This is a genomic window from Corynebacterium sp. 239_CJEI, from assembly GCF_001055995.1.
Lineage (GTDB): Bacteria > Actinomycetota > Actinomycetes > Mycobacteriales > Mycobacteriaceae > Corynebacterium > Corynebacterium jeikeium_D.
In genome coordinates this window covers 22,781-36,124 of sequence record NZ_JVOW01000013.1, presented here as the reverse complement: position 1 = coordinate 36,124, position 13,344 = coordinate 22,781, and the positions used below count along the sequence as shown (strand labels likewise).

14 protein-coding genes are annotated in these 13,344 nt (G+C 60.3%); 9 read left to right on the top strand and 5 right to left on the bottom strand.

Annotation, left to right across the window (positions count from 1 at the left end):
• Positions 1-2 precede the first annotated feature (2 nt).
• On the bottom strand, positions 3-2,411 hold the full coding sequence (locus ADB08_RS04140) for a transglycosylase domain-containing protein (protein WP_049171096.1): 2,409 nt from the start codon (positions 2,409-2,411) through the stop codon (positions 3-5).
• Between the two features lie 370 nt (positions 2,412-2,781).
• On the opposite strand from ADB08_RS04140, the gene ADB08_RS04135 reads away from it, so the two are divergent.
• From ADB08_RS04135 to ADB08_RS04125, 4 genes are all read left to right on the top strand, one after another.
• On the top strand, positions 2,782-3,144 hold the full coding sequence (locus tag ADB08_RS04135) for a WhiB family transcriptional regulator (protein ID WP_005511664.1): 363 nt from the start codon (positions 2,782-2,784) through the stop codon (positions 3,142-3,144).
• A 71-nt stretch (positions 3,145-3,215) separates the two neighbouring features.
• A complete protein-coding gene (locus ADB08_RS11650; protein ID WP_141744780.1) occupies positions 3,216-3,377 on the top strand; it encodes a hypothetical protein in 162 nt (53 codons plus the stop codon).
• A 136-nt stretch (positions 3,378-3,513) separates the two neighbouring features.
• Positions 3,514-3,990 (top strand): RidA family protein, encoded by a 477-nt coding sequence (locus ADB08_RS04130; protein ID WP_049171093.1) that lies wholly within the window; start codon positions 3,514-3,516, stop codon positions 3,988-3,990.
• Positions 3,991-4,125: 135 nt separating this feature from the next.
• Entirely contained in the window at positions 4,126-4,941 is an 816-nt protein-coding gene (locus tag ADB08_RS04125; RefSeq protein WP_005511689.1) for an MBL fold metallo-hydrolase, read from the top strand.
• A gap of 221 nt (positions 4,942-5,162) precedes the next feature.
• Here the strand turns inward: ADB08_RS04125 and ADB08_RS04120 are convergent, their stop codons facing one another.
• Both ADB08_RS04120 and glxR read right to left on the bottom strand, forming a co-directional pair.
• Complete coding sequence (locus ADB08_RS04120) at positions 5,163-5,420, bottom strand: hypothetical protein (RefSeq protein WP_049171090.1); 258 nt, start codon at positions 5,418-5,420, stop codon at positions 5,163-5,165.
• Positions 5,421-5,535: 115 nt separating this feature from the next.
• Complete coding sequence (gene glxR / locus ADB08_RS04115; RefSeq protein ID WP_005511668.1) at positions 5,536-6,219, bottom strand: CRP-like cAMP-activated global transcriptional regulator GlxR; 684 nt, start codon at positions 6,217-6,219, stop codon at positions 5,536-5,538.
• Between the two features lie 500 nt (positions 6,220-6,719).
• On the opposite strand from glxR, the gene nth reads away from it, so the two are divergent.
• Genes nth through ADB08_RS04095 form a run of 4 tightly spaced genes read left to right on the top strand, consistent with a single transcriptional unit; the run spans position 6,720 to position 10,474 of the window.
• Positions 6,720-7,649: an endonuclease III gene (gene nth, locus ADB08_RS04110; protein WP_395893763.1), complete on the top strand. Its 930-nt coding sequence runs from the start codon at positions 6,720-6,722 to the stop codon at positions 7,647-7,649.
• Between the two features lie 16 nt (positions 7,650-7,665).
• Entirely contained in the window at positions 7,666-8,427 is a 762-nt protein-coding gene (locus ADB08_RS04105) for a TlpA family protein disulfide reductase (RefSeq protein ID WP_049171085.1), read from the top strand.
• Positions 8,424-9,281 (top strand): NUDIX hydrolase, encoded by an 858-nt coding sequence (locus tag ADB08_RS04100; protein ID WP_049171082.1) that lies wholly within the window; start codon positions 8,424-8,426, stop codon positions 9,279-9,281. The genes ADB08_RS04105 and ADB08_RS04100 overlap by 4 nt, the downstream gene beginning before the upstream one ends.
• Positions 9,278-10,474, top strand: coding sequence for a MarP family serine protease (locus ADB08_RS04095; protein WP_049171080.1), 1,197 nt, complete (start codon positions 9,278-9,280; stop codon positions 10,472-10,474). Before ADB08_RS04100 ends, ADB08_RS04095 begins: the two co-directional genes overlap by 4 nt.
• Before the next feature lie 83 nt (positions 10,475-10,557).
• On the opposite strand, the gene ADB08_RS04090 is transcribed toward ADB08_RS04095, so the two are convergent.
• On the bottom strand, positions 10,558-11,535 hold the full coding sequence (locus tag ADB08_RS04090; protein WP_049171077.1) for an alpha/beta fold hydrolase: 978 nt from the start codon (positions 11,533-11,535) through the stop codon (positions 10,558-10,560).
• 92 nt (positions 11,536-11,627) lie between these two features.
• Positions 11,628-12,128 carry a phage holin family protein gene (locus ADB08_RS04085; RefSeq protein ID WP_049171075.1) on the bottom strand — a complete coding sequence of 167 codons (501 nt, stop codon included), beginning with the start codon at positions 12,126-12,128 and terminating at the stop codon, positions 11,628-11,630.
• A gap of 204 nt (positions 12,129-12,332) precedes the next feature.
• Here ADB08_RS04085 and ADB08_RS04080 point away from each other — a divergent pair, with 204 nt between their 5' ends.
• Complete coding sequence (locus ADB08_RS04080) at positions 12,333-13,340, top strand: hypothetical protein (RefSeq protein WP_080971479.1); 1,008 nt, start codon at positions 12,333-12,335, stop codon at positions 13,338-13,340.
• Positions 13,341-13,344 lie beyond the last annotated feature (4 nt).

Here is a 13,344-nt window from a genome sequence, read left to right as displayed (position 1 = left end):
TTCTAGAACGGCAGCAGCGGAATCAGATCCCGCAAGCTCGGCGCCGGTGGAGTGTTTGGCCGAGGGAACTGCGGTAGTGGATCCGGCCGGGGCGTCGTCGACTCCGGTCGCGGCGACGGCGCTGGTGGCGGGGTCGGACGGCGGGTGCCATCGGCCACGCGGATTGTGACGGTGCCACCCTTGAGTAGTAGCGGCGGCTGATCCAACCCGACCACGATTCCGCGCGACTCGCCGGTGAGGGAGACTGTGCGTTCCTCTACCTTGTAGCCGGCCTTCTTAAGGGTCTCCCGGGCCTCGGCCTTCTGCATGCCCACCACATTCGGCATTTGGGTGATAGAGGTACCCAGTCCGTAGTCCGAATCCAGTGGTGGGAGGTTCTTTCCGCCATAGTCCTCGATGACCGGGCCGACTGCGCCGAACCATGTCCGCGCGGGCTCGCGACCACCAAAGAGGTTGCCGCTTGGGCACTGGCGCAGCGGCGACGTGCACAGCTCCGTGACCGTCGGGGTGTCGTTGTAGACGTACACCGATCCGGCCAGACCGCCGGTGAAGCCCAGGAATGCCGCGGACTGGTTCGACTCGGTGGTACCGGTCTTAGCCGCGACTGGGCCTTCCCAATTCAGCTCTTTCGCGGCATCCTTCGCGGTGCCATCGGTGGCGTCATTGCTGAGCGCATTAGCGATCGCGTGCGCGACACCCGGCTCCACTGCCTGCTCGCACGGTGGCACATTCAGCTTGACCGCATTGCCCTTGGAGTCCGTGATCGACTCAATTGGAGAGGGCTCGCACCAGCGGCCATTGCTGGCCAGGGTGGCAGCGACATTGGACAGCTCAAGGTTATTCACCGCCGTCGGACCCAGCACGAATGAGCCGAGCTTATGCTCCGAGACATAGTCCGCCACCGAGGACTCACCATCAAAACTGCCCGGCTCCGTGTATGAGCGCATGCCCAGGCGTACCGCCATGTCCATCACGCCATCGACGCCGACCAGCTCCGAAATCTGAATAAAAGGAGTATTCGGCGACCGTGCGAGCGTCTCACGCAGCGACATCGACGGCGGGAAACTACCCACGTTCTCCACGCAGTACAGGCCCGGCGGGCAGCCCTCTGCGCCACCGGTGCCCAGCCCGGAGGCCTCATAACGACGTGGCACCGGGAAGTGGGTGTCAATACCCAGCCCCTTTTCCACTGCCGACGTCGCCGCGAAAATCTTAAAAATCGAGCCCGCGCCATTGCCCACCGGCGTAAATGGCTGCGGCTGCACGGTCTGCATTTGTTCCGCATCGAGGCCGTATACGCGTGACGACGCCATCGCGAGCAACTTCCTGGAGTCATCCCCAGGCTCAAGCAAACTCATAACCTCGGCTGCGCCATCCGCAGTCGGTGAGGCCTGCTGACGCAGAGACTCCTGCACGCTGTCCTGCACACGCGGGTCCAGTGTGGTCTTCACATGGAAGCCACCGCGCTTGAGCTTCTCGGTCTCAATACCGTGGTTCTCCAAGTAGGAGACCACATAGTCACAGAAGAAACCGCGATCGCCCGCCGCGATGCAACCCTGCGGCAGGCGCTGAGGCTCCGGAAGAATACCGAGATCAGCTGCCTTGGCGTCCTGAGCCTCCTGCGGGCCAATTGCCCCCGTGGATTCCATAGCCGCAAGCACGTCGTTACGCCGTGCATGCGCACCTTCCGGATTTGTATACGGATCGAGCCCGGAGGACTGCTGAACCATGCCCGCGAGCAGAGCGGCCTGCGGGACATTCAGATCGGACGCGGGAATGCCAAAGTATGTCTGAGCTGCAGCTTCCACGCCGAACGCGCCATTGCCGAAGGGGACCAAGTTCAGGTACTTAGTCAGAATCTCGTCTTTCGTCAGCTCATCTTCCAGATCCAACGCGATGCGAATCTCGCGGATCTTGCGACCATAATCCGTGGCAGTAGCAGCGCGGCGCTCCGACTCCGACTCTGCGTCCACCAGCAGCGTGTGGTTCTTAATCAACTGCTGCTCAATTGTGGAGGCGCCTTCCTGCACCGACTGGGACATGAAGTTCTTTACCGCCGCACGAGCAGTACCCTTCCAGTCCACACCAGAGTGCTCATAAAAGCGCCTATCTTCCACGCTGACCAGCGCATCCTTCATAGCTGGCGAGATACGTTCCGACGGCACATTAAACCGCCGCTGATCATAGAGCCACGCAATTGGCTGATCATTACGATCCGTAATAGTGGTGACCCCCGGTGCGTCCTTAGAAATCACCGACCGCGACGCCGACGCGAATTCATCAGCCGTGCGCGCGACGAGGTAGGCCGAGCCGCCCACAAGAGGAAAGAGGGCGCTGGCCACAATCAACGCAGCCAACACAGTGGCAACGGAGAGCTTGAACAGCGTCGAACCTTTATTCACAGCAATCACACTACAAGGTAGGGCGGATTGAGCCGAAGTGAGTTTTCGAAAATCCGCCTAGAGACATGCCCGGCGAGCCCAGAAAAACGCCTGGCGAGCGGGGGAGGAGTGCTACGAGCGCCCTTACAATACCGGGCAACTCATCGTGTGGTGGTTTCTGGAAAAAGATTTTCATAGTGACGTAAATCACCCCCGTGCTTTTGTTGGAAAAAGTTGCCCCACCTGCATCGTTGTATTTAGAGCTGCGCCACGCCCACCCTCCCAGTGTGACCCAATCGACATTATTTGGTTGGTGTGAATAGACTTACAACAAAATTTCAGCACTATTTAGTTGAAACTATTTCGAAATAACGAAAATCGCAGGCACGAGGAGGCTACAATGACCGCCACGATTCCCGATCGCAACCGCACTGCTACTACGCCAGACTACGAGCTCGGTGTAGAGAGCTTCCGCGATCGTCAGGAGTGGGTCCCGCGCGCTAAGTGCCGCGATATTGACCCGGATAAGTTGTTCGTTCGCGGCGCCGCACAGCGCGAAGCCGCAGTTATCTGCCGCCACTGTCCAGTGGTTCTGCAGTGCCGTGCCGACGCTCTGGATAACCGCGTCGAGTTCGGCGTCTGGGGTGGCCTGACCGAGCGTCAGCGCCGCGCAATGCTGCGCGAGCACCCGGAAATTACTTCGTGGGCCGACTTCTACGCTGAGCAGTACGCAGCTCAGCGCAAGGCAAAGCTGGCTAAGTAAAAACCGAACTTAGACCGAAGTAAAACTAAACCCCCAGCGCGCGAGGCTGGGGGACAGATAAAGTAGCTTCCATGACTACTAAATGGGAATACTTCACCGCACCGCTGCTCATTCACAACACCAAGGCCATCCTGGACAACTTTGGTGAGGACGGCTGGGAACTCGTCACCGTTCTCCCGGGCCCGACCGGCGAAAACCACGTTGGTTACTTCAAGCGCCCGAAGACTGACTAATTACCTCGGTGTCTAGTACCTAACTAACAACGGCGGTTGTGCTTTCGATTGGCAGCTGACTCACGGTTGGCTGCCATCTTTCTTTGGCCGGCTTTATTCGCCGGACCCCTAGCCGCCGTGGAAAGGCTTAACTTAAATGAGCAACTCTGAATCTCGCACTCCTTCCCAGGCCCTCGAGGACCTGGGGCTTACCTTGCCTGCCGTTGCCGCGCCAGTTGCGGCCTACGTACCCGCAACGCGCACGGGCAACCTTGTTTTCACTTCCGGTCAGCTCCCATTCGTTAACGGCGAGCTCACCCACGTCGGCCACGTCGGCGCAGAGGTCACTGCTGAGGAGGCCAAGGAGGCCGCCCGCACCTGCGCTCTCAACGCTTTGGCCGCAGTCGATGCCGAGGTCGGTCTCGACAATGTCACCCGCATCGTGAAGGTCGTCGGCTTCGTCAACTCCGCCGCTGAGTTTACCGGTCAGCCAGGCGTTATCAATGGAGCCTCGGAACTCTTCGGCGACGTCTTCGGCGAACGCGGCCAGCACGCTCGCTCGGCAGTGGGTGTGAATCAGCTTCCGCTGGACGCACCCGTGGAAGTTGAAATCATCGTTGAAGTAACCCAGTAGATGCTGTATTTGCTGTCGTGACCAGTGGGGATGTTGCGTTCTCCGGGTCGTCGTAAAGCGTGCTTACACCCAAATGAGCCGAATTGGAGGGCGTAGCGCGCTCCCCGGATTGCGCAACCACGTAGGATAGAGGACATGGAGCATCCTGCGTATAGCCAACTGCGTCAGATTTCTCAGTCTGTGGGCGTCGTTCTGTGCCCGAACCCCAGCTACTCTTCGCTGGAGGGTACGAACTCCTACGTTATTAAGGCTGAGGGGGATAGCCGCAGCATTGTCATCGATCCGGGTCCGGAGGACGAGGGACACCTGAACGTCCTCCAGCGCTATGCCGGCGACGTTGCGTTGATTCTGCTGACGCACCGTCATGGCGACCATGCTGATGGCGCCGCACGTTTCCGTCAGCTCACCGGCGCGCCGATTCGTGAGCTGGAGTCTCAGTACTGCGCGGGAGGTCAGGATCCGCTTGTCGACGGCGAACGTATCGTCCTCGACGGAGTGACTCCGCAGATTGAGGTCGTGGCAACCCCTGGTCACACCGCTGATTCCGTCTGCTTCTTCATCCACACTGGTGATGGCGAGGACGATGTTGAAGGCATCGTTACCGGTGACACGATCGCTGGCCGCCACACCACTATGATCTCGGAGACCGACGGCGACCTGGGTAAGTACATGGAAACCCTGAAAATGCTGGATTCGCGCGGCAAGGGTGTTCGTCTGCTGCCTGGTCATGGTGCTGACCTGCCGGACATCACTGTAATGACGCAGAAGTACATTGAGCGTCGTAAGCTGCGCCTTCAGCAGGTGAAGGATGCCGTTGCCAAGCTGGGCGACGAAGCTACGGTCGACCAGATTGTGGATGAGATTTACACGGATGTCGATCCGGTGCTGCGTCATGCTGCTGAGCAGTCGACTCGTGTGACCCTGCGCTACCTGCGCGATCACGGGGAGTAATTGCTGGGCTTCGGCTTTGGCTTCGGCCGGTTGCTGGGCTGGTCTGGGCTGGGCTTAATTGAGACTGGGCTGAAGCCGAGCTTGAGTGAAGCTGAGCTTGACTCACCGCATGAAAAGAGCGTGTGACCTGCAATTTTGCGGGTTGCGCGCTTTTTGTTTGGGGTAGTGCTGGTTGGGGTGGGCTAGTGCCGGTTGGGTGGGTTGGCCTCGTCGGGGCCAGCTCAATCACTTATCGATGAGGTATCCACTTGTCGATGAGCTATAGCGCGCGCATAAGTGAACAGCGCATCGATAAGTGATTGATGCAAGGAGAAATCGGTGAATGGTGCATCGATAGGTGCCGGGAAAGCATCGATAAGTGGCAGAAAAGCGTCGATAAGTGCGCCAAACTTGGCCGGCATGGCAGGCCGGCATGCCAGGTCAGCATGCCAGGCCAGCGGGGAAGACAACAAAAATCCCGCGAGTCTCATGCGTTTCATGTGCTCCTACGGGAACCGAGGAACCAAAAGCAGAGGCTGCGGGATGTGAGTCGTTTGGGCAGCGCAACAAGCGCCACAAGCTAACGTGCGCAACAAGCGCTACAAGCGCAACAAGCTAACGTGCGCGGCGGGCCAAACGCTCCGTATCGGAGATGAGCACGGACTTGCCCTCAAGGCGAATCCAGCCGCGGTGGGCGAACTCTGCCAGAGCCTTGTTAACGGTCTCTCGGGAGGCGCCGACGAGCTGTGCGATTTCCTCCTGAGTCAGGTCGTGGTTCACGCGGAGAGCAGAACCTTCCTGAACACCGAAGCGATTAGCCAGCTGAAGCAGGGACTTAGCAACGCGACCAGGGACGTCGGTGAAGATGAGGTCAGCCAGTGAATTGTTGGTGCGGCGCAGACGGCGGGCCAGCATGCGCAGCAGCTGAGCTGGAACATCAGGGTGTGAACCAACCCATTCCTGCAGCTGATCGGCACTCATGGACGCGGCGGAAACTTCGGTGACGCAGACCGCCGAAGAGGTGCGCGGGCCCGGGTCGAAGATGGAGAGCTCGCCGAACATGTCGGATGGGCCCATGATGGTCAACAGGTTTTCACGACCGTCGGCTGAGCGACGAGCCAGCTTCACCTTGCCATCAATAATGATGTAAAGCCGATCGCCCGGCTCTCCCTCATTGAAGATGGTGGTTCCACGCGGGAAGCGAACCGTCTCGAGCTCGCCGAGCAAGGCCTGCACAGCCTCCTGGTCGACTCCCTGAAATACACCGGCCCGGGAGAGAATCTCCTTGACGTCATCCACGGTAAAATTCTCCTGTCTTGGGCCACTAACCACCGTAAATACAGGCCAGCAGCCGCCAAATTAGCACTCGACTACAGATTGCAGTGGCCAAACAGGAAGAGAAACTACCCCGTCCCACTAGTCCCACTACTTTCGGTCTTTCCCGGTAACGCCGCTGCCAGCCTTCAAGGCAGGTTCATCCCTGGGCGAATTTCACGACAAATCGCCTCTACAGATGCATCCCAAAACTACGCCGTCACCAAGATGTGATAAGCACCACTGTAGCAAACGAGCCACTGCGCCTGTGGGGAATTCTGGTGAAAAGCCGCTGAACTGTGTATTTATAACTAATAATTCGCTAACGGTGTTCCAAGATGTGGTGGGGCATGACTTCTTTGGTTTTTGACCGAATATGCCCGAGCCGCTACCGGTTCCATCCGCATCCCGGACGAATCTAAAGATTCGGCCCGCGAAAGGTGCGCACGCGAATTGCAATCCGGGGTAGCCGATACACTACGACCATGGATACGACTGGCAAGGCATCGTCGTTAAGCACGCACCAGATAAACAAACCCCAGCCCACGCACCCGCAGGGATCCCTGACGTCGAAGAAGCGTCGGGCGGTGGGGGCGCATCCGGCGGCGCGAGGGAAGGAGACGCGCCTGGGTATGGTGCGGCGCGCGCGGCGGATTAACCGCACGCTGGCGGTGGCATACCCGAATGCTCACTGTGAGCTGGACTTTCGTAATCCGTATGAGCTCGCGGTGGCGACGATTCTGTCGGCGCAGTGTACGGACGTGCGGGTGAATATGACCACGCCGGCGCTGTTCGCTAGGTACCCCAGCCCTGCCGATTTGGCGGTTGCGAATCAGGAGGAGGTCGAGGAGCTCGTTCGGCCGACGGGTTTCTATAGGAATAAGGCTGCGAACATTATCGGCTTTGCGCAGGGGGTGATGGAGCAGCACGGCGGCGAGGTCCCGGGCACGTTGGAGGAGCTGGTGAAGCTGCCGGGCGTGGGGCGAAAGACGGCAAACGTGGTGCTGGGGAATGCTTTTGGGGTGCCGGGTTTGACGGTCGATACGCATTTTGGGCGTCTGGTGCGGCGCATGGGGCTCACAGAGCAGGAAGATCCGGTGCGCGTTGAGCACGAGATGATGGAGGTGCTACCGCGCGCGGAGTGGACGTGGTTTTCGCATCGCCTGATTTTCCACGGTCGCCGGGTGTGCCATTCGCGCCGGGCGGCGTGCGGGGCGTGCTTCTTGGCGGCGGATTGCCCGTCGTATGGTGTCGCGGGTCCGGCGGAGCCGGAGACGGCGGAGAAGTTGATTAAGTCAGACGACAGGGAATGGCTTCTCTACCTGGCCGGTCTTAATGACGGCTACAGTGGGGAGAAACTTTCCGCGCTTGACGACGGGGATAGCGCGCGCAACACCACAGCGACACAGGACTAGTCGAGGAGCACTTTTCGTGAATGAGCAGGGCGGTCATAGTCACAATGGTGGCCACTATGAGGATCGGCAGGCGGACGTTAACCGTTCGGCATCGCTGATTACGCTGCTCATCGCGGGAGTTAGCATTGTGGGTCTGGTGATTTTCGCGATTGTGAATACCACTAGTGGCAATGACGAGACCGATGGTGGTGGGACCGGATCTGGTGTGAGTGTCGGTGCGGATGGCGCTGGCAATGGTGATGGCGCTGGCAGTGATGGTGAAGTGGATGGTGCGTCGGCAGCGCCAGCGATGTCGAAGGATGAGATCGCGGCGGTAGCGGGTAGTGGCTCACTGACCGGTGTGCGCTTGCCGCTGTTGGCGGAGTCGGGAGACTCGGCAGGCCAGGACAACGAGGCTGGGCAAGTGGAACTGGTGGACATGGGGCAGGTCGTCGAGGGCAAGCCGACAGTGCTTAATGTCTGGGCGTGGAACTGTGCGCCGTGTCGCCAAGAGCTACCGCTTATTGAGCAATGGGCCAAGGACAATCCGGACGTGCAGGTGGCGACGGTGCATGCGGCTCGTGAGGCGGGGCGTGGCCAGGCCTTCCTGCAGGAAATCGGAGTGAAGCTACCGACCTACTCGGACACGGTCGACGTGGTCGGACCAGCGTTGAATCTACCGCGAGTTGTGCCCATTACCGTGGTGTTTAAGGCAGATGGCACAGTGGCGACCATTCATCCCGGTGAATTCACCGATGCGCAGCAGATTACTGATCTCGTGCGAGGTGCGTTGAAGTGACTAAGGGACAGTCGTGGAATCGCGACGCAAGCTCGGGGCTGTATCTGCCGAAGTGGTTGACCAATAGTTTGCCGCCGCATCTAGTCAGCGCTGATTACGGTGCGGCAGGCCACGCCAGCAGCGCCAGCCACGACGCAACAGACCACTCGGAGCAGAAGGTGGCCCGTCGCTCCGCTTCGTCGTCAAGCGTGAAGCGTGCGTTTGCGAAGTTGCGGCGAGACTCCTCGACGCAGGAGAAACCGTTGCGGAATCCGGCGCGGTCGGCGGTGTTGGTGCTGATCAGCGGTGATGCGGAGGCGCACCAACGGCCGGAGGATGCCAGCGTGGTGCTTACACACAGGGCGACAACCCTGCGTAAGCATGCAGGCCAGATGGCTTTTCCGGGCGGTCGTGTCGATCCCGAGGACGTGGATGAAATCGATACCGCGCTGCGTGAAGCCGAGGAAGAAACCGGCCTGAACCGAGAGACGGTGACACCGGTGCGGGTGCTGGACTCGATTGACATTTCGCGGACTGGCTTCGCGGTGAATCCGGTGTTGGCGTATTGGCATGCACCGCATCCGCTGCGTGTGGTCGACCCTGCAGAGACGGAATCGGTGCTCAATGTGCCAATTAGCCACCTGACGAATCCGGACAACCGCATGATGCTGGGCTATCACGGCTGGACAGGACCGGCATTTAAGGTTGGTGACTTCGTCGTTTGGGGCTTTACCGGCGGCGTGCTGTCCTACTTGCTAGACGTGGCCGGCTGGTCGGAACCGTGGGACGACACCAACGTGCAGAAACTTTTGCCGGTGCTCGCGCGTTCCGCTAATGGTGAAAATCTGTCCGTACTGAAGGGAGGCCGACGATGATGCCTGCAATCGCTGTGTTTGACGTTGCGCTGCTGGCGGTTTTCATTTTCGCGCTCGTCGTTGGCTGGCAGCAGGGCGCCGTCTCGTCGATTATGGCCATTTTGGGCGTTGTTCTGGGCTTGGTTATTGGTGTGCCCTTGGCGCCGCTAGCTATGGCGCAAGTCGAGAACCAGTCGGGGAAGGTTCTTCTGGGCCTCGGCACAGTGATTCTGTTCGCCCTGATCGGTCATGCGGTGGGAACAGTGGCAGGGCAGTCGCTGCGGAATACCATTCGCTCGCCGTTGGCAGTCGGCCTGGATTCGAGCCTCGGTGCCATCGTGCAGTCCGTGACGGCGCTGGTAGTGACATGGATGATCGCCGTACCCCTGGCCACCGCCGTGCCTGGGCAGTTTGCCGACTGGGTGCGTGAGTCCAAGGGCATGAACCTCATTGACCAGGTCGCGCCCGACGAATGGAGCGACGGCTTCAGTGGCATCCTCCGTCAGCTCCGCGATGATGGAATGCCCGCCATCGCTCCGCCATTCGGCTACAAGCAGAACGTCCCCGATGAACCCGCCGATCCCAATGTGATTTCGCAAGGTGTCGTCGACAGTATTCGACCGTCCATCGTCCGCGTCTTGGGCGAGGCCCCGCAGTGTGAGCGCTTGCTGCAGGGCACGGGCTTTGTCATCGCGCCGGATCTGATTCTGACCAATGCGCACGTGGTCGCCGGCGCCACCACTGTTCGGCTGGAAACCGTGGTCGGCATGGCTGACGCGAATGTCGTGCACTACGATCCGCTTGACGACGTCGCCCTGCTCCGAACCACCGACCTGCCCCTGGAGCCCATGCAGTGGGCAGATCAGGAAGCTCGTCCGGGCGATGACGCGGTAGTGCTGGGCTTTCCCGAGTCCGGGCCCTTTAAGGCCACACCTGCGCGCGTGACGGAGAACATCATTATTCGAGGCCCGGATATTTATTCGTCGACTCGGCACGAGCGTCAGTCCTATGTTCTGAAGGCGGATGTGCGCCACGGCAACTCGGGCGGACCACTGATTACGCCACAGGGGCAGATCCTGGGCTTGGTCTTCGGTGCCGGTGTGAATAATGACCAGACTGGTTACGCGCTGACGCACGCCGAGGTCCAGCCACACATTGATGAGGCGATGGATAACTACGGGGCCATCAGCACGCAAGAGTGCGTGGCGGGGTAAGCGGCAAGTTGTGTGTCTGTGGGCAGGGCAGCCCCCAGCCCCAGCCGCAGGAGAGTTCTGGCTAGCTTCAGCCGAGCCGGAGCCTAAGATCCCTCCGGCAACCAGTGCAGGTGATCCCTGATTGCCTGCACCACAGCCTGCGGTTTTTCTACCGGCAGGAAGTGCCCACAGCCCGGGATGACGCGCACGTGGGTGGAGCTGAGCTTCACCAGCGCAGGTGGGGTACGAGTGTCCTGCTCGCCGACGAGCAGCACAGTGCGCTCATCGCTTTTCGAAGAACCCTCCATCGCATCCAACCACTTGCGGAAGGCAGCCGGAGCCGGTCGCGTCCACCAGTTCATGTGAGCCAGTGCAGGGCGGAGTGCACCACTGGCCAGGCTGTCAGCCATGAGTTCCGCGGTCTGTTTCCCCTCAGAGGTCTCGGCGAACCCCTCCCCGGCGGTGGACATGGACTCGCGCACGATGCGCTCAATGAGCCGCTGCTGGCGAGCCTCAGCGGCCTGCGTGCTGAACTTATTGCGACGCAACCGCGGTACCCGTGGCCGCGAGTCCCACCACGAACGGCGCAGCAGCGGGGCAAGGCTATTGCGGAAGTCCTCCGACCACGGGCTCTTCAACTGGTTGAGCCACACCTTCGGATGCGCAGCACCACAACCAATAATTCCGGCAACAAGATTCGGCTGCCGCGAGGCCAGCGTCCATGCCACCCCCGTGCCGAACCCCTGACAGACCAGCAGCGCGGTCGAGTGCCCCAACGAGCGAATCGACGAGGCGATGTCCTGGGCCGCCTCAAACGGATCGTAGCCATGCGGTGTTCGGTCGGACTGACCGTAGCCACGCATAGAAATAGCCACAGCGTGCACGGGGAGGGGGTCTCCCGAGTCGTCGTTAAGCATTGGCAAAACCTCGCGCCATTCAAACCAACCGCCAGTCGAGCCGTGAATAAACAACACGAGCGGATCGGAGGGGCGGCCGCACTCGGCGATGTGTAGGCGCTGGCCGCGGACGTGAATGAGACGATGACGCCAGGGGCCGGTAAGAGAATCGCTGAGGGAGGTCATGAGGGGAAATACCTTATCCGAAGGGCTTGAACCGGACTGAATAAAACAAAAGGGCGAGACCAACAAGTCCCGCCCAATTACTTTTTAAGCCTTTAGGTGTACATACCGTTCGACTGCGAAGACTTCTTCGCGGACCCCGACGGCACGACCCCCTTCAGCTCCTGCATCGACTCGATGGTCTTCTCCGGCTTGCGGATCGACTTGACCTTCTTCAGACCCAGCAGGGCCGCGACACCGGCGATGACCAGCATCAGAACGAAAACGATGAGGAATGCAGCCCAGGTTGGCAGCCAAAGATCCAGCAGCCAGCCGAGGAAGAAGAAAAAGAAGAACGAGGAGTACAGCGCGACGACGCCGGCAACCGCGAAGAAGCCACCGCCAACTGCACCCTTCTTAGCCTCGCCAGCAATTTCAGCCTTGGCCAGCTCAATCTCAGAGCGAACCAGAGCGGAAACCTGCGTAGAAGCATTAGACACGAGCTGGCCGATGCTGGCATCGCCCGAAGCGTTGCTATCCACATCGCTCAGCGGGATAGCGGTAACACGCGGTTCGGTGCCGTCGGTAAAGAGACCCTTCGTATCGTCGTTGCTCACGTGTACTTCCTCCTACGCAGATGGTTGGAAAAGATGGTTTGAAACTTTAAAACTGCAGTTACAAACTGCCATACTACCTCTCATTGTGGGTAGAGCGCGCCACAAGGGCGAAAAAGCCAAGAACTCGTTGAAGTTTTTCTCATCTTTGACCATTTCTATATAAGTTTGTCACTTACTTAGCGGTGAAGAATTAGGGTGTGGGATATGAACAATCAGCCTGAGAACGTGCGTGGAGCCGATGGAATTGGCGCTGGTGCTGGCAACGGTGTGGGCAACGGTGCCGGCACCAGAAAAGGCGGCCTAGCTGGCATGAGCCTGGGGGTGTCCTCCGTGTCGGCGAAGAAGCGCGCAGAGCGTGAGGCAGCGCAGGCGAAGGCATCTGAACCGGATGCCGGCGGTGCTGACAGCGCTTCCGCCGCTGCTGTCCCGCAGCTTGACCCCAGGGACCCCCTCGCGCCCCTGTGGCAGCTCGACGGCGTTGCACACGCGGCTGATGTCGCGGCCAAGGCCATCCAGGCCGTCCACAGACACAAGGCCAACCTGCGCAAGCACAACGTCACCGGCTCCGAGTCGGTCCTGCGTGGCGCTCGGGCATCGGCGTGGCTAGAAGGCGGCGAGCCATCGCTTCCCGACGACGGCAACATCACCGATCCCGTACTCGCAGCAGCCCTTCGGGTTGCCGACACCATTTCCCCGGAGTCAATTGGTGAGACCACCCGCGTGTGGCAGCGCGCTCCGCAGCAGGTGCTGGCCAAGTTTGCGTTGAACGCATCGCCCGCAGGTGAGACTGAAGACGGTTCCGAGGCGCGGATGAAAGCCGGGCGTCCGGTTGGTGACGACAAGCTCTCGTCCGCGATGAAGGAGCAGCGTCTGCACGTGCTCGGTGACTTCATCACTGGCCGCAGCCAAATCCATGCTGGCGTGCTCTCGGCGATTGTGCACGGTGAGCTGCTGACTCTGCGCCCCTTCGAGTACCACAACGGCATCATCGCCCGCGCCGCCTCGCGACTGACAACTGTCGCAACCGGCCTGGATCCGCGTGGCTTGGCCGTGCCCGAGGTCTACTGGACCCGCCACCGCCAGGAGTATGTCGAGGCCGCAGAGGGGTTCGCGTCGGGAAGCGCCGATGGCCTGCGTGCGTGGATTCTCCTGCACCTGGAGGGGCTGAAGGCCGGTGCCGTGGAAGCGCGCGGTATCGCCGAAGCGGTGTAGGCGG

What these genes read in the sequence shown, in the direction of transcription:
- ADB08_RS04095 (WP_049171080.1), top strand. Translation starts at nt 9,278, where the DNA reads ATGATGCCTGCAATCGCTGTGTTTGACGTTGCGCTGCTGGCGGTTTTC.
- ADB08_RS04135 (WP_005511664.1), top strand. Translation starts at nt 2,782, where the DNA reads ATGACCGCCACGATTCCCGATCGCAACCGCACTGCTACTACGCCAGAC.
- ADB08_RS11650 (WP_141744780.1), top strand. Translation starts at nt 3,216, where the DNA reads ATGACTACTAAATGGGAATACTTCACCGCACCGCTGCTCATTCACAAC.
- nth (WP_395893763.1), top strand. Translation starts at nt 6,720, where the DNA reads ATGGATACGACTGGCAAGGCATCGTCGTTAAGCACGCACCAGATAAAC.
- ADB08_RS04125 (WP_005511689.1), top strand. Translation starts at nt 4,126, where the DNA reads ATGGAGCATCCTGCGTATAGCCAACTGCGTCAGATTTCTCAGTCTGTG.
- ADB08_RS04090 (WP_049171077.1), bottom strand. Translation starts at nt 11,535, where the DNA reads ATGACCTCCCTCAGCGATTCTCTTACCGGCCCCTGGCGTCATCGTCTC.
- ADB08_RS04130 (WP_049171093.1), top strand. Translation starts at nt 3,514, where the DNA reads ATGAGCAACTCTGAATCTCGCACTCCTTCCCAGGCCCTCGAGGACCTG.
- ADB08_RS04120 (WP_049171090.1), bottom strand. Translation starts at nt 5,420, where the DNA reads ATGAAACGCATGAGACTCGCGGGATTTTTGTTGTCTTCCCCGCTGGCC.
- ADB08_RS04080 (WP_080971479.1), top strand. Translation starts at nt 12,333, where the DNA reads ATGAACAATCAGCCTGAGAACGTGCGTGGAGCCGATGGAATTGGCGCT.